Genomic DNA, 16,421 nt, shown 5'->3' with positions numbered 1-16,421 from the left:
CCCTGGTCTCCGCGGTCAAGCCGCTCGTCGACGCGATGGGCGCGGAGCTGCTGGGTCCCGAGCAGGCCCAGCAGGACGACGTCGTGCTCGCCTGGGAGGGCCAGGACGTCATAGCCGTACGCCTTCCACAGCTCTCCGACTCGCTGGACCACATCCTCGCCGCGATGGAACGACGGCACGGGATGCCGCTCGCCGACCTGGACCGCAAGGCCAAGCAGAGCGTCGTCCGGACGCTGGAGGCACGCGGTGCCTTCTCCGTACGGCACGGGGTGGAGACGGTGGCCGGCGCCCTGGGCGTCTCCCGGTTCACCGTGTACAACTACCTCAACAGGGAACATGCGGCCAAGGGTGAGTAGTTGACCGAACACGCCGAACACACGGGAAAGCCGCCGTCCGTATGCCGGGACGGCGGCTTTCTTCGTTCGCGAGATTTCAACAAAGTGTTGACGTCGTGTTGCGGAGGGCGTTAGCTATCCGCAGCCCGAACAACGCACAGCGAAAAACAGCCACGGAGGCTCCCGTGACTTCGAGCTCCACACCGGGCCTCACCCGGTTCAACACCCTGGCGGACGGCGAGGCCACTCCCGCACTGCACGAGGTGTGTGCCAGTGCGGCCTGGGGAAACACCATCCTCGCCGGGCGTCCGTACGCCACCGAAGAAGCCCTGCTCTCCGCGAGCGACGCCGCCACGGCGGAGCTCACCGCGGAGGACCTGGCCGAGGCGATGGCGGGCCACCCGCCGATCGGCCGGCCGAAGCCGGGCGACCCGACCTCCTCCCGCGAACAGCGGGGGATGGCCGGCGCCTCCGAGGAGCTCAAGACCGAGATGCTCGAACTGAACCTGGCCTACCAGGATCGGTTCGGACATGTCTTCCTGATCTGTGCCACCGGCGCCACCGGTGAGCAGATGCGCGACGCGGTGAAGTCCCGGATCGGGAACTCGCCCGAGCAGGAGCAGGAGATCGTGCGCACCGAACTGGGCAAGATCAACCGCATCCGGCTGACCCGTCTCGTGACGGAGACCCTCGCAGAGGGCGCTTCCGCACAGGACTCTTGAGATCTAGGAGAGTGACGGTCTTGAGTACCGACACGACCGCATCGGTGTCCACCCACATCCTGGACACCAGCATCGGCCGCCCCGCCGCGTCCGTCGCCGTCTCGCTCGCCGCCCGCAGCGGAAGCGACGCGCCGTACGTGACGCTCGGAGCGTCCGCGACCGATGCGGACGGGCGCTGCAAGGACCTCCCGGCCCTGCCGGAGGGAACAAGCCATGTGCGTCTCGCATTCGACACCGAGACGTACTTTTCCAAGAAGCAAGCCGAGGCGCAGCAGGACGCCCCCCGCGTAAGGGACAGCGGCGCGTTCTTCCCGGAGGTGACCATCGCGTTCGCGGTCGCCCCGGGCGAGCACTATCACGTACCGCTGCTGCTCAACCCGTTCGGCTACTCCGTTTACCGAGGGAGCTAGCACCGACATGCCCACGATTCTCGGCCAGAACCAGTACGGCAAAGCAGAGAACCGCGTCGTCAAGATCGTGCGGGACGGCGACACCCACCACATCAAGGACCTGAACGTCTCGGTCGCCCTCTCCGGCGACATGGACGACGTCCACTACTCCGGCTCCAACGCCAACGTCCTGCCGACCGACACCACCAAGAACACGGTGTTCGCGTTCGCCAAGGAGCACGGGATCGAGTCCGCCGAGCAGTTCGGCATCCACCTCGCCCGGCACTTCGTCTCCTCCCAGGAACCGATCCACCGCGCCCGGATCCGGATCGAGGAGTACAGCTGGGAGCGCATCGCGACCTCCGACGGCAACTCCAGGTTCATCGGCGCCGACGAGGTCAAGCACTCCTTCGTCCGCAAGGGCCAGGAGACCCGCGTCTCCCAGATCACCTACGACGGTGAGAACTGGGAGGTCATCTCGGGCCTCAAGGACCTGACGGTGATGAACTCGACCAACTCCGAGTTCTGGGGCTACGTCAAGGACCGGTACACGACGCTGAAGGAGGCGTACGACCGCATCCTGGCGACGGACGTCTCCGCGCGCTGGCGCTACAACTGGACCAGCGACGAGCAGCGGATGCCGAACTGGGAGAAGTCCTACGAGCAGGCGCGCAAGCACATGCTCCACGCCTTCGCCGAGACGTACTCCCTCTCGCTCCAGCAGACCCTGTACCAGATGGGTTCGCGCATCATCAACAGCCGCAGCGAGATCGACGAGATCCGCTTCTCGCTGCCGAACAACCACCACTTCCTGGTGGACCTCGAACCGTTCGGCCTCAAGAACGACAATGAGGTCTACTTCGCGGCCGACCGTCCCTACGGTCTGATCGAGGCCACCGTGCTCCGGGACGGCGTCGAGCCGCAGATCCCGGTCGACATGACCAACCTCTGACGCGGCACTGAACCGGCCCCCGGCCGCCCACAGACGGGCGGGGGCCGGTCATCCCGGAGGGAACACCCATGGCACAGCCTGCAACGGGGCCGGCAGAAGGCCCATGCACGACCTCACCGACCACCGCCTCCGACCCGGCGGTCCACCCGGTCGACGAGAAGCTTCCTCCCGCGCGGCTGGTCCCCGCCGCGCTCCAGCACATCGCCGCCATGTACGCGGGCGTCGTCACCCCTCCGCTGATCATCGGCCAGGCCGTCGGCCTGGACACCGCCGGGATGACCCGGCTCATCGCGGCGAGCCTCCTGATCGCCGGGCTCGCCACCATCGTGCAGACCGTCGGTCTCGGCTGCTTCGCCGGCAACCGGCTACCCTTCGTCAACGCCGCCTCCTCCGCCGGGATCGCGCCGATGCTCGCCATCGCCGAGACCAGCGCACCCGGCCGCCAACTCCCCGCGATCTACGGGGCGGTGCTCGTCGCCGGAGTCTTCTGCCTGGCCGTCGGCCCCTTCTTCGGCAGACTGCTGCGCTTCTTCCCGCCGCTCGTCACCGGCGTGGTCATCACCCTCATCGGCGTCACCCTGATGCCGGTCCCGGTCGCCTGGGCGCAGGGCGGCGACGCCACCGCCGCCGACTTCGGCGCCATGAAGTACCTGGCGCTGGCCGCCTTCACGCTTGTCGTCATCCTGCTCATCCAGCGCTTCGGCCGCGGCTTTCTCAAGCAAGTGGCCCTGCTCATGGGCATGTTCGTCGGCACGCTGGCCGCGATCCCGTTCGGACTCGCCGACTTCTCCGCGCTGAAGTCCGCACCGCTCGCCGCCCTGCCGACCCCCTTCGCCTTCGGCGTGCCGGAGTTCCAGCCCGCCGCGATCCTCTCCCTCTGCATTGTCATGCTCGTCCTGATGACGGAGTCCTCCGCCGGGATGCTCGCCCTCGGCGAGATCTGTGACCGCCGCACCGACGGCCGCACGATCACCCGGGGCCTGCGTACGGACGGCATCGCCACCCTCCTCGGCCCGGTCTTCGGCGGATTTCCCACCAGCGCCTTCGCCCAGAACGTCGGCGTCGTCTCCCTGACCCGCGTACGCAGCCGGTACGTCGTCGCGGCCGCCGGCGGAGCGCTCCTGGTCCTCGGAGCCTTCCCGGTCCTCGGCGCGGTCGTCTCGCTCGTCCCGATGCCCGTCCTCGGCGGCGCCGGCATCGTCCTCTTCGGCTCCATCGCGGTCAGCGGCATCCGCACGCTCTCCGAGGCGGGCCTGGACGACAGCTCCAACATCATCCTGGTCGCCGTCGCGCTCGGCGCGGGCATCATCCCGCTCGCCGCGCCCACCTTCTACGCCGGATTCCCGGCCTGGGCGCAGACCGTCCTCGGCTCCGGGATCAGCGCGGGAGCACTTGTCGCGGTCGTGCTCAATCTGTTCTTCCACCATCTCGGCACCCACAGCCGCACCGCTGTGGCACTCAAATCCTCCTAGGGTCCTGCCGTGCCCACATCGCCACAGAGAGAAGAAGGAAGCGCCATGGCAGCTTCGGCAGACCCTCAGCGCATCATCATCGAAAACTGTTCGATCGCCACCGTCGACGCCCACGACACGGAGTACGCGTCCGGGTACATCGTCGTGGCGGGCAACCGCATCGAGTCCATCGGCGCCGGCAAGGCTCCGGAGGGCCTGACCGGAGTCGTCCGGCGGATCGACGGCGCCGGACACCTCGCGACACCCGGCCTGGTCAACACCCACCACCACTTCTACCAGTGGATCACCCGGGGCCTGGCCACCGACCACAACCTCTTCAACTGGCTGGTCGCCCTCTACCCGACCTGGGCGCGCATCGACGAGCCGATGGCCCGCGCCGCCGCGCAGGGCTCGCTCGCCATGATGGCCCGCGGCGGTGTCACCACCGCCATGGACCACCACTACGTCTTCCCGAAGGGCTCCGGCGACCTCTCCGGCGCGATCATCGGCGCAGCCCGTGAGATGGGCGTACGGTTCACCCTCGCCCGGGGCTCCATGGACCGCAGCGAGAAGGACGGCGGCCTGCCCCCGGACTTCGCCGTCGAGACCCTCGAAGGCGCGCTCGCCGCCACCGAGGCGACGATCGACGCCCACCACGACGCCTCCTTCGACGCCATGACCCAGGTCGCCGTCGCGCCCTGCTCGCCGTTCTCCGTGTCCACCGAACTGATGCGCCAGGGTGCCGAGTTGGCCCGCCGCAAGGGCGTACGGCTGCACACCCACGGTTCGGAGACCGTCGAGGAGGAGCAGTTCTGCAAGGAGCTGTTCGGGAGGGGCCCGACCGAGTACTTCGAGTCGACCGGCTGGCTCGGCGACGACGTGTGGATGGCCCACTGCGTCCACATGAACGACTCGGACATCGCCGCCTTCGCCCGTACGGGAACCGGCGTCGCCCACTGCCCGTCCTCCAACGCGCGCTTGGCCGCGGGCATCGCCCGGGTCCCCGACATGCTCGCCGCCGGCGTCCCCGTCGGCCTCGGCGTGGACGGCACCGCCTCCAACGAGTCCGGCGAACTCCACACCGAGCTGCGCAACGCGCTCCTCATCAACCGCCTCGGCGCCCACCGCGAGGCCGCCCTGAACGCCCGTCAGGCCCTGCGCCTCGGGACCTTCGGCGGGGCCCAGGTGCTGGGCCGCGCCGACCAGATCGGCTCCCTGGAGGCCGGCAAGCTCGCCGACCTCGTCCTGTGGAAGCTGGACACCCTGGCCCACTCCTCGATCGCCGACCCGGTGACCGCCCTCATCTTCGGCGCGGCCGCCCCGGTGACCCTGTCCCTCGTCGACGGCAAGCCGGTCGTCGAGGGCAACCACCTCACCACGGTGGACGAGGACGCCATCGCCCGCGTCACCCGCGACGAGGCCCGCCGCCTCGCGCAGATCGCCGCCGGAGCCTGATTCCGAGCGGTACCCCGCCGGAGTCCGACTCCGTGCGGCATCCCCGCGGAGCCCGGCTCCGCGCGGTATCCCCGACCGGCCGGTCGAGGGGGACGGCCCGAGACCGGCCGCCGTGGACCCGAGCGGGGTCCACGGCAGCCGGTCCGGCGGACGCGCGCATGGTGCGCGCCCGCCGGACCGGTGATGAACGCTGCCCGCACACACCCCCGTGCGCGCCCTTCCGCACCCCCCTCCGCACGACCTGCACCACCTGCACGACCTGCACGACCTGCACGACCTGCACCACCTGAGAGAGCCGCACCGCCGCACCACTTACGCACCACCTCCCTGAATCCCACGTCGCCGACGACGTGTAACCGACCGGAGGAACCGCCGTGGCCGCCAAGCCCAGGTTTCGCAAAGACGCAGATGCAGCCGCCCCCGACACGACGGCCGACAACGCCGCGGAAACGGGAGACGACCGGAAACACCCGGTCGACGAGACCCTCCCCCCACTGAAGATGTTCACCAGCGGCCTCCAGCACGTGGCCGCCATGTACGCGGGCGTGGTGGCCCCGCCGCTGATCGTGGGGCCCGCCGTCGGCCTCACCGCCAAGGAGACCGCCTTCCTGATGGGGGCGAGCCTCTTCACCGCGGGGATCGCCACCCTGCTCCAGACCATCGGCTTCTGGAAGGTCGGCGCCCGGCTGCCCTTCGTCAACGGCGTCTCGTTCGCCGGGGTCGCCCCGATGATCGCGATAGGCAAGGACCGGGGACACGACGGGATAGCCGTCATATTCGGCGCGATCATCGTCGCGAGCCTTCTCGGGTTCGTCCTCGCCCCGTACTTCTGCAAACTGGTGCGCTTCTTCCCACCCGTCGTCACCGGCACCGTGATCACCCTGATCGGCGTCTCGCTCCTCCCGGTCGCCTTCAACTGGTCCCAGGGCGGCAACGCCACGGCCGACGACTACGGTTCGATGACCAACATCACCATGGCCGCGGTGACCCTGGTCATCGTGCTGGCCCTGCGCAAGCTCCTGCGCGGCTTCCTCCAGCAGATCGCGATCCTGCTCGGTCTGGTCATCGGCACCCTGATCGCCATCCCGGCCGGCATCACCGACTTCGGCGCCATCAAGGAGGCCGACGTGGTCGGCTTCCCGACGCCGTTCGCCTTCGGCGCCCCGCAGTTCGAGATCGCCGCCATCATCTCCATGTGCATCGTGATGCTGGTCTGCATGACCGAGTCCACCGCGGACATGCTGGCCCTCGGCAAGATCGTCGGCCGCCCGGCAGACGAGAAGATCATCGAGGGCGGGCTGCGCGCCGACACCCTCGGCAGCGCCATCAGCCCCCTCTTCAACGGGTTCATGTGCAGCGCCTTCGCCCAGAACGTCGGCCTCGTCGCCATGACGAAGATCCGCAGTCGCTTCGTCGTCGCCGCTGGCGGCGGCATCCTCATCGTGCTCGGCCTGGTCCCCGTCGCGGCCTCCGTCATCGCCCTCGTACCGCTGCCGGTGCTCGGCGGCGCGGGCATCGTCCTCTTCGGCACGGTCGCGGCCAGCGGTATCCAGACCCTGGCCACCGCGGCCATGGAGAAGGGCGAGAACGCGCTGATCGTGGCGGCGGCCCTCGGCATCGGCCTGATCCCGATCGCGGCGCCGCAGTTCTACCACGCCTTCCCCGAGAGCCTGCTGGTCGTCCTCGACTCGGGCATCTCCACCGGCTGCGTGGTGGCGATCGTGCTGAACCTCGCCTTCAACCACTTCGGCCGCAAGGCCGACGCGGCGGACGAGGAGCAGGCACCGGGCGAGCACGTCGTGCCGGCCGCGGCCGGGGTCGGCGTCCACTGACCCCTGCGGATTCGGACCGGAGCATCCGGGGCCCCGCGCGACGCGGGGCCCCGGCGGCCGTCCGGCGCCCGTCGGCTGTAGCGTCAGGGGCATGGAAGATCAGTCTGTTGTGGATGTCGGCGATGTGCGCCTCGCGTACCGGACCTGGGGCGACGCGTTCGGCTCGCCCGTCGTGCTGCTGCACGGCCTCGGCGGTTCGGCCGCGAACTGGGAGGCGGCCGGCCCCCTGCTGGGCCAGGAGTGGCGGGTCTTCGCCCTGGACCTGCGCGGCCACGGCGAGAGCGACTGGCCCGACGACTACGCCCTGGAGCTGATGGCCGAGGACGTCATGGGCTTCCTCGACGAACTGGAGCTGGACCGGGTCGGCCTCGTCGGCCACGGCATGGGCGGGGTCGTCGCCCGCCTGGTGGCCCAGGAGCACTCCGACCGGGTGGAGCGGCTGGTGCTGGTGGAGACCCCGGCCCCGTTCCCCGGTGACCCGGGCCCGGCGGGCCGGGGCGAGGGCCCGGTGGACTACGACGAGAACGCGGTGCCCGTCGTACGCGACCAGCTCGCCGACCCCGGCCCGGACGCCGACGAGGCCCTCGGCGACATCGTCTCCCCGACGCTGATCATCATGGGCGGCCCGGAGAGCACGATGGAACAGCACCGCCAGGCCGACGTGGCCTCCCTGATCCCGGACTGCCGGCTGATCACGGTCCCGGGCGGCCACCGCATGCACGAGACCCGGGCGGACCAGGTGGCCGCGCACATCACGGAGTTCTTCACCAGCTGAGCCGCTGCCCGCTCGCCGCTCAGCCGCCCGGCCGCCAGTCCGGACGGCGGCCGCCGAGAGAGATCACCCGGCCCAGCAGCGGGGCACGGGGTTCTTCTGTGCGTCCCTCCAGGGAAGATCCTTCGACCACCGAGCAATCATCGGCCGGTGACGCGCGGTCCGAGTCCCGAGAAGCTGCCCCGCGCCCCGCCCGGACCGCGGTTCGGGCGGCGCACACCGTCACATAGCGGAAGGTTCCTCGCCGTCCTCTTGTCGGCGACCCCCGCGCCATGGCATACAGGTCTGGACCATTGCTGTCCGGATGGAAGGCACCACCGTGCAACGCCCCCACATCTCTGCCGCGTTGACCTGTTCCGCCCTGCTTCTCGCACCCCTCCTCTCCGCCTGCGGTGGCACCGCCGAAGCCGACACGCAGCCTCCCGCCACCCCCGAGGGCGTGACCGCCCAGGCCAGCAGCTCCACCTCGGTGCACGTCATGTGGAAAGGCGCCCTGGACAACGAGAAGGTCGCCGGATACGAGATCTACCGTGGAAAGGCCAAGGTCAAGAGCGTCCCGGCGACCAAGACCATGATCGACGTCAACGGGTTGACCGCCTCGACGGACTACACCTTCAGCGTCCGGACCAAGGACACGGCGGGGAATCTCTCCGCGCCCAGCAAGCGCGTCCCCGTCACCACCCAGGCCACCCCGCCCAAGGACGACACGCCCCCCACCGTCCCGGCGAAGCTGACGGGCAGCGCCGACGGGAAACGTGCCGCCACCCTCACCTGGGGCGCGTCCAAGGACGACGTCGGCGTCACCTCGTACGACATCTACCAGGAGGACTCCCGGATCCACAGCGTCCCGGCCTCCGAGACCACGGCGAAGCTCACGGGTCTGCGCCCGGGGACCGTCTACACCTTCACCGTCCGGGCCCGGGACGCCTCCGACAAGTCCTCGGCCGACAGCAACACGTTCGACCTCACCACCGAGTCCGCCCCCGACGCCCCGCGAGCACCGCCCCCACCGGCCTGAGCGCCGAGATCGGCAAGGAGGGCGCCGCCTCCACCCTCGACCTGTCCTGGGACCAGCCCGAGACGGGCGGAGTCATCCCCGCCTACGAGCTCCATCTGAACGGCAAGCTGACCACCACCATCGTCTGGGGCGGCACGCCCCCCAAGGGGCGCGCCACCTACCGGCTGGACCTCTCCGACCCGGTGGGCACCCGCTATTCGGTCAAGCTCAGGGCCAAGCTTCCGGACGGCAAGTGGGGTGACTTCTCGGCCCAGCGGACGGTCGTCCTGACGGACTGAGGCCCGAGGGACCGCCGTTTCCCAGGAGTGCGGCGCGCCGCCCCCCATGGTCCATTGGTCCGGAAGGCCAGTGGACCGAAGGGGCTGAACCATGGATCCGGGAGACGACCCGAGCACCCGGGTCGACGCGCTGCTGGACGGACTCGTCGCCGACCCGGAACGGCTGACGGCCACCCCGTCCATCGCGTTCCCCGGCTTCCCGCCCGAGCCCGTGCGCAAGGCCCACGACCTCCTCGTGGCCCTGGTGCGCGGCACGGGCGTGGAGCGGGTGGAGAGGCGGGAGGAGGAGTTCCGCCCCCTCGCCGGGGCCCAGGACCTCCTGGTCACCCATCTGGAGTCCTGGCGTCCGTTCGGTTCCCCGCAGGGGACCGCGACGGGCGGGAGCACGGCATGAGCAGCGCGGCCGACACGAAACCGGCCCCGGAGGAAGAGCCCCCGGCCAAGAAGGGGTTCGCCTTCCCCAGCGCCCTCACGATCCTCGCGGTCGTCACGCTGGCCGTCTGGGGGCTGGCCTTCCTGATCCCGCCCGGGGCCTACGACCGCGACGAGGCGGGGGCCCCGGTCCAGGGCACGTACCACCGGGTCGACTCCGACCAGAGCTTCGTGGACCGCCTGAACGACCTCTTCCTCTCCCCGGTCAACGGCCTCTACGGCGTCCAGGACACGAGGACGGGCGAGGTCGGCCCGGACCTGGCCGGCGAACTGTACGGCAGTGCGGGCGTGTTCCTCTTCGTGCTCGCCATCGGCGCGTTCATCACCGTGGTGTTCGCCACCGGCGCCCTGGACCGGGGCATCGGCCGCCTCGCGCACCGGCTGCGCGACCGGGGAGCGCTGCTCATCGCCGGAGTGATGCTGGTCTTCTCCCTCCTCGGCACCGTCGAGGGATTCGCGGAGGAGACGCTCGGCTTCTACGGCCTGATCATCCCGCTGATGCTGGCCCTCGGCTACGACCGCATGGTGGCCACCGGCACGATCATCCTCGGCGCGGGCATCGGCGTGCTCTGCTCCACCGTGAACCCCTTCGCCACCGGAGTCGCGTCCTCCGCCGCCGGCATCTCGCTCGGCGACGGCATCGTGCTGCGCGCGATCATGTGGGTGGTCCTGACGGCGGTGACGATCGGCTACGTCATCCGGTACGCGGGCCGCGTCCGCGAGAACCCCGACCGCTCGCTCTCCGGCTTCCTGCCCGGCGACCGCGAGCATGACGCGGCGGACGCGGGGGAGCCCCCGGAGCTGACCGGGCTCCACCGGGCCGTGCTCGTCCTGGTCGCCCTGGTCTTCAGCTTCATGATCTTCTCGGTCGTCCCGTGGTCCAGCGCCCTCACGGGCGACGCCGACGCCACCCCGTACGGCTTCGAACTCGGCTGGTCCTTTCCCCAGCTGGCCGCCCTGTTCCTGGTCGCGGCGGTCCTGGTGGGCGTCGTCGCCCGGTTCGGCGAGCAGAAGCTCAGCGCGACGATCATCCGGGGCGCGGCGGACTTCATCTCCCCGGCGCTGGTCATCGTCCTCGCGCGCGGTGTCACGGTCATCATGAACAACTCCCGGATCACCGACACCGTGCTGCACTCCATCGAGGGCGTGGTCTCGGGCACCTCGTCGGCGCTGTTCGCGGTCTTCGTCTTCGTCGTCAACCTGCCGCTCGCCTTCCTCATCCCCTCCACCTCCGGCCACGCCACGCTGGCGATGCCGATCCTGGCCCCGCTCGCCGACTTCGCGGGCGTCTCCCGCGCCGTGGTCGTCACGGCGTGGCAGGCGGCGAGCGGCTGGATGAACCTCTGGGTCCCGACGACGGCGGTCACCATCGGCGGGGTGGCCCTGGCGAAGGTCGGCTACGACAAGTACCTGCGGTTCGTCTGGCCGCTGCTGGCGATCCTGTTCGCCCTCGTCTGCGGGTTCGTGGCGCTGGGGGCGGTGTGGACGTGAGTGCCGAGCCCGTCGGGTAGCAGGGGGCGGCCGAGAGCACGCAGCGGCGGCTCACTCAGGCCAGGAGCTGACCATTTCCCGCCATTCACCTGGGTCTTCACAACAAACACATACCATGTGGTTGATCCGTGGCGTGTCAGTGGTCGCGGGCTGATAAGTACATATTTCCAGGGGGGACCTGTGAGCGTGGATACCCCTGTGCGCCGTGCTCAGGAGGTTCTCGCCCCATGCCCCGACCGCCCCGTTCCCAGCCTTCGGTAGTCCATGACCCCGGTCTCGACAGGCTGAAAGCCGTACTGGACGGCTGGCGGTCCTCGCTGCTGGACATGGGCGGGCGCAACCGCCTGCTGAACTTCCGCCACACCCGTACGTCGACGCTGGAGATCACCTCCCCGGAGACCGGCCCTCTGCTCGCCGAGCTGGCCAGGGGCTGGGAGTTCGCCCCGGTGGCGGAGGCCCCGGAAGGCGAGGAGGTCCGGACGGTCCCCGCTCCCCGCGGCCGTCCGGGACTGGTCACGCAGAAGGCCACGCAGGCGACACTGGACCGGGCCCTCTACCAGCTCCGCCAGAAGTCCGGCCAGATGTTCAACGACTACGGTCTGTGGGTGCTCTGGCTGGGCGTCGGCATGCTCGACTGGCGTGAGGAGGGGGCGCACGAGACCAGTTCGGCACCGCTGCTTCTCGTCCCGGTGGAACTCCGGCGGCAGAGCGGCCGCCGCTACCGCCTCCACCCGGCCGACGGCCAGGACCGCGTGCACAACCCGGCTCTCGCGGTGAAGGCGGAGCGTCTGGGGGCCGACTGGTCCCCGGTCACCGGCACCGACGTCGGCGATCTGCCGGCGTTGATGGCGGCAGCCCGCGCCGTCGCGGCCGGACAGCAGGGCTGGACGGTCGACGATCGCGCCGTGCTCGGTCTGTTCGCCTCGCACCGGGAGGCCATGTACAAGGACTTGGAGCAGAACGAGGACCGCATCCTCGCCCATCCTCTGGTGCGCGCCGTCGCCCTGGGGCCGGACGCGGGTCTGCCGGACGACCTCATCGGGTTCGAGCCCCCCGAACTGGACCGGATCGACGAGGTCCAGCTGCCTGAGCGGACGCCGCTCGTGCTGGACGCGGACGCCTCCCAGCGCCAGTGCATCGCGGCGGCCCTGGAGCACCGCTCCTTCGTGATGAGCGGCCCGCCCGGCACCGGCAAGAGTCAGACCATCACCAACCTGATCGCGGCTCTGATGCACGCGGGTCGCAGTGTGCTGTTCGTCAGTGAGAAGGCCGCGGCGCTCGACGTCGTGCGCAACCGGCTGCGCGGGGTCGGGCTCGGCGATTTCGTGCTGGCCCTGCACAGCGGTGATACGAGCAAGAAGGCCGTCGCCACCGAGCTCGCCCGGGTACTGACCACGGTCGCCCGGGTCAACGGAGCCGCGGAACACGAACGCGAGCGCGCCCGGCAGCTGCGTGAGGAACTCTCCGCCTACGCGGCGGGCATGAACCAGGTCAGGGAGCCTCTCGGACGGACTCTGCACGACGTCCTCGGGCGCCTGGTCCAACTCGATCAGGCGGGAACACCGCAACTCTCCCTGTCCGCCGAGAACGCGAAGACCGTCCGGACCCTGAGCGCCGGGGCGTTGCTGGACCTCACCGTGGCGGCCAAAGCGGTAAGCCGGGCGTGGCGCCCCGTGGCGGAGGGCAACTCCTTTCCCTGGCACGGGCTCGTGGGCGCCTCCGCGCACCAGGCGGCCACCGAGGCGTCCGACGCCCTCGACGCCCTGCGCGCGGCGACCGCCCGCCGTCCGTTCGCCGGTACCCAGGGCGAGCCCCGGTCCGTCCGCGAGCTTCACCAGACCGTACGCTCCCTGCGAGCCGGCCTGCCCGACGGCTTCGGCTCCCCGGACGCGGCTCTGCAGGAAGACGCCTCCGGTCAACTGGCCCAGCTCGCCGACCTGTTCGGTATGCCCAAGCCGACCGATGGCGAGGCGGCCGCAGCCCTGTGCGCACTCGCCGACCTCACGGCGGCCGCGAACCCCCCGCTGGCCGCCTGGTTCGACGATGCGGAGCTTCGTGGAGCACATCAGGCCGCACAGGCGCTGCGGGAAGCCCTGACCGCGGAGGCCGAAGCGCGTGCGGCGGCCGCGGACGTGTTCGGCGAGCAGGCGGTCGAACGGACGGACCTGCCCGATCTGGTCGCCCGTTTCGAGGGCCCGCACGCCAAGCTGATGGCCCGCTTCTCGGCCCAGTACAAGGCCGACCGTACGGCTGTCGAGGCACTCACTCATGACGGCACCTGGACCAAGTCGCTGGCCGGGCGTCTGGGCGATGCCCTTCGGTGGCAACGGGCCGCCGGCGAAGTGCGCAGGCTCTCCGGGGAGCACACCGCGCTGCTCGGCCGGTACACGCCCCGCACCCAGGGGGACGTACCCGCCCTCACCGACGCTCTCGCGACCGCCGACCGCATCATCGAACTGGCCGGTGAGCTGGGCCGGCGCGATCTGCTGGCCGACCAGCTGGCCGACGCCGCCGACACCGACCGCCTCCCCGCCCTGTTGGCGGAGAACGCGCGACGTTCCCTCGGTGACTGGTGTGCCGTCGCCGAGCGCCGGGCCGAGCGCTGGTCCACGTCCGTGACGGCTCTGCTCGGCCTCTTCGGCGCGGAGCGCCAGGTACAGCTCTCCGCCCTGCTGATGGGGCCCCTGGACCAAGCGGGGCAAGCCGTCGGAGAGCTGCTCGCCGACCCGCGGGGCCCCGAGGAGTGGTACGCGTACCGGGACGGCGTCGCCGTCCTCGCCCGCCAGGGCGCCGACGCGCTCGTGGCGGGCGCGGCCGAGCGCGGCATCGAGCCGGAGCGGTTGCCGGAGATCGTCGAACGGTCCGTGCTCACCTCCTGGGCGGACGGGATCCTCGCCACCGACAGCCGGCTGCGCACGACCCGTTCGGACGACCTCGACGCCAGGGTGGCCGACTACCGGGAAGCCGACCGCCGCTTGATCGCCGCCGCGGGCGGTGCCGTGATCGAGGCCTGCAACAACCGGCGCCCCAGAGGCATCGGCGGTGGAGGAGCGGCGGTGATCATCCGGGAGGCGGAGAAGAAGACCCGGCACATGCCCGTCAGGGAACTGCTCGGTCGCACCCGTGAAGTCGTGCAGTCCGTCAAGCCGTGCTTCATGATGAGTCCCCTGACGGTAAGCCAGATGCTGCCGAGCGACTATCACTTCGACGTCGTGGTGTTCGACGAGGCCTCACAGGTCCGGCCCAGTGACGCGATCAACTGCATCTACCGGGGGCAGACGCTCATCGTCGCCGGCGACGACAAGCAGCTGCCGCCCACCTCGTTCTTCGACTCCGCCGGGGAGGAGGAGGGTGACGAGTACGAGGCGGACATCCCCGATTCCTTCGAATCGCTGCTGCACGCCTGCAAGGCGGGCGCCATGCGGGAGCTGCCGTTGCGCTGGCACTACCGGAGCCGGCACGAGGACCTGATCACCTTCAGCAACAGGTCGTTCTACCGGAACTCCATGGTGACCTTCCCCGGCGCGTTCGACGAGGGCAACGACGTGGGCGTCGCCTTCCTGGAAGCCGACGGCACGTACGACCGCGGCGGTCGCCGGGACAACCGGGCGGAGGCGGAGTACGTCGCCAACCGTGTCATCCACCACTTCGACACCCGCCCCGGCCGGTCCCTCGGCGTGGTGGCCCTCTCCCAGGCGCAGGCTTCGGCCATCGATCTCGCGGTGCAGCAGGTCCGGCTGGACCGGCCCGACCTCGACCACTGCTTCACCGAGGACCGTCTGGACGGCTTCTTCGTCAAGAACCTCGAATCGGTGCAGGGCGACGAGCGTGACGTCATGATCATGTCCGTCGGCTACGGACCCGACGAACACGGAAAGCTCGGGCTCAACTTCGGTCCCATCAACAAGAACGGCGGCTGGCGACGTCTGAACGTGGCGGTCACCCGGGCGCGCTACCGGATGGAGGTCGTCGCCTCGTTCCGTGGCACGAGCCTGCCCGACAGCGCCAACGAGAGCGTCCAGCACCTGAAGCGCTACTTGGAGTACGCGGAGAACGGGCCGGCGGTACTGGCCCGCGACGTCGTCCAGTCGGACGCGGAGCCGGACAGCCCCTTCGAGGAGTCGGTGCTCGCCGTCCTGGACGGCTGGGGCCACACGGTGCAGCCGCAGGTCGGCGTCGCCGGATACCGCATCGACCTGGGGCTGCGTCACCCGCAGCACCCTGGCGCGTACGCACTGGGGATCGAGTGCGACGGTGCGATGTACCACTCCTCCAAAGCGGCCCGGGACCGCGACCGGCTGCGGGAGCAGGTGCTGAACGGGCTCGGCTGGCGCCTCTACCGGATCTGGGGCACCGACTGGTACCGGGGGCGTGCGGCAGCCGAACAGCGGCTGAAGGAAGCCGTCGAGCAGGCCATCGCCCAGGGCCCGCTCACGGCGGAGACGGCTCGGCCTCCGGCCCCTGTCGAGCCGGACCCCGGGCCGCCCCCGGCCGCCCCGTCGCCCGCCGTCGACGAGGGAGCGTACGGCACAGCGTCCGGAGATCAGGCTGCCGTCCACGTGCCGGCCCAGGCGACGGAGCCGCCCGGGACCACGTACGCGAGGGTGCCGGTCGACGCCGCGCCGCGCCGCGAGTGGAGCGCGCCCTACCGTGCCTGCCGGATCGCGGTCCATTCGTCTCACGAGCTCCACACGCCGGAGGCCCGGAGGGAACTGGCACAGGCCCTCGACCGGATCGTCGCCGTCGAGGGACCCGTCCACGAGGAGCTGCTGGTGCAGCGGGCCCGTGAGGCATGGGGCGTCGCACGGGCCGGGAACCGCATCCGTGACAACGTTCGTACGGTGGCACAGCAACTCGTCCGCTCGGGAGAACTCGCCTGCGAGGACGGCTTCTACCGGGCCGGCGGGCGGACCGCCGACACGGCACGGACGCCGGAGGCCGGGGAGACCCCGCGCAAGGTCACGCTCATCGCTCCCGCCGAGCGGCAGCTCGCCCTGAGTGAGCTCGCGGCGGAATGCCCCGGCATGTCCCAGGACGAATTGATCAGGCAGGCCTGCGAGTTCTTCGGATGGCGCAGGACGGGTGCGGACATCCGCACCGCCCTGGAGAGCGACATCGCGGACCTGTACCGGCGGGGCCGCCTCCAGGGAGGGCCGGACCGCATCAGCGTCGTGCGCGGAGGCGCCCCGAGCGGTTGAGCCCGTCGGCGCCACGGCACAGGGGTGAGCCCGCGGCGTCGGCGGACGTACGGTGGAGGGGCCAGGCGTCGTGGTCACCGACCGACGAACAGGCTC

11 protein-coding genes and 1 pseudogene are annotated in these 16,421 nt (G+C 70.5%); all 12 read left to right on the top strand.

Features of this window, described 5'->3' with window-relative positions; genetic code table 11:
* Positions 1 to 35: 35 nt before the first annotated feature.
* Positions 36 to 356, top strand: a complete 321-nt coding sequence (locus AC3CH1_RS05520; protein ID WP_488462155.1) for a helix-turn-helix domain-containing protein — start codon at positions 36 to 38, stop codon at positions 354 to 356.
* 164 nt (positions 357 to 520) lie between these two features.
* Complete coding sequence (uraD, locus tag AC3CH1_RS05515) at positions 521 to 1,057, top strand: 2-oxo-4-hydroxy-4-carboxy-5-ureidoimidazoline decarboxylase (protein ID WP_488461824.1); 537 nt, start codon at positions 521 to 523, stop codon at positions 1,055 to 1,057.
* A 20-nt stretch (positions 1,058 to 1,077) separates the two neighbouring features.
* Positions 1,078 to 1,467 carry a hydroxyisourate hydrolase gene (gene uraH / locus AC3CH1_RS05510; RefSeq protein ID WP_488461823.1) on the top strand — a complete coding sequence of 130 codons (390 nt, stop codon included), beginning with the start codon at positions 1,078 to 1,080 and terminating at the stop codon, positions 1,465 to 1,467.
* Between the two features lie 7 nt (positions 1,468 to 1,474).
* On the top strand, positions 1,475 to 2,398 hold the full coding sequence (gene pucL / locus AC3CH1_RS05505) for a factor-independent urate hydroxylase (RefSeq protein ID WP_488461822.1): 924 nt from the start codon (positions 1,475 to 1,477) through the stop codon (positions 2,396 to 2,398).
* A gap of 68 nt (positions 2,399 to 2,466) precedes the next feature.
* Complete coding sequence (locus AC3CH1_RS05500) at positions 2,467 to 3,870, top strand: nucleobase:cation symporter-2 family protein (RefSeq protein WP_488461821.1); 1,404 nt, start codon at positions 2,467 to 2,469, stop codon at positions 3,868 to 3,870.
* Between the two features lie 45 nt (positions 3,871 to 3,915).
* Positions 3,916 to 5,304 (top strand): 8-oxoguanine deaminase, encoded by a 1,389-nt coding sequence (locus tag AC3CH1_RS05495; protein WP_488461820.1) that lies wholly within the window; start codon positions 3,916 to 3,918, stop codon positions 5,302 to 5,304.
* 374 nt (positions 5,305 to 5,678) lie between these two features.
* Positions 5,679 to 7,136 (top strand): nucleobase:cation symporter-2 family protein, encoded by a 1,458-nt coding sequence (locus AC3CH1_RS05490; RefSeq protein ID WP_488461819.1) that lies wholly within the window; start codon positions 5,679 to 5,681, stop codon positions 7,134 to 7,136.
* A gap of 91 nt (positions 7,137 to 7,227) precedes the next feature.
* The gene (locus AC3CH1_RS05485) at positions 7,228 to 7,911 is read left to right on the top strand and encodes an alpha/beta fold hydrolase (protein ID WP_488461818.1); all 684 of its coding nucleotides are present in this window, start codon (positions 7,228 to 7,230) and stop codon (positions 7,909 to 7,911) included.
* A 301-nt stretch (positions 7,912 to 8,212) separates the two neighbouring features.
* Positions 8,213 to 9,204, top strand: a pseudogene (locus tag AC3CH1_RS05480) (fibronectin type III domain-containing protein).
* A 91-nt stretch (positions 9,205 to 9,295) separates the two neighbouring features.
* The gene (locus AC3CH1_RS05475; protein ID WP_488461817.1) at positions 9,296 to 9,598 is read left to right on the top strand and encodes a hypothetical protein; all 303 of its coding nucleotides are present in this window, start codon (positions 9,296 to 9,298) and stop codon (positions 9,596 to 9,598) included.
* Positions 9,595 to 11,127, top strand: coding sequence for a YfcC family protein (locus AC3CH1_RS05470; protein ID WP_488461816.1), 1,533 nt, complete (start codon positions 9,595 to 9,597; stop codon positions 11,125 to 11,127). The genes AC3CH1_RS05475 and AC3CH1_RS05470 overlap by 4 nt, the downstream gene beginning before the upstream one ends.
* A 227-nt stretch (positions 11,128 to 11,354) precedes the next feature.
* Entirely contained in the window at positions 11,355 to 16,325 is a 4,971-nt protein-coding gene (locus AC3CH1_RS05465; protein ID WP_488461815.1) for a DUF3320 domain-containing protein, read from the top strand.
* Positions 16,326 to 16,421: the final 96 nt, after the last annotated feature.

This window comes from Streptomyces sp. MGP-P1 (assembly GCF_057766565.1).
This window is presented reverse-complemented; position numbering and strand designations above follow the sequence as displayed.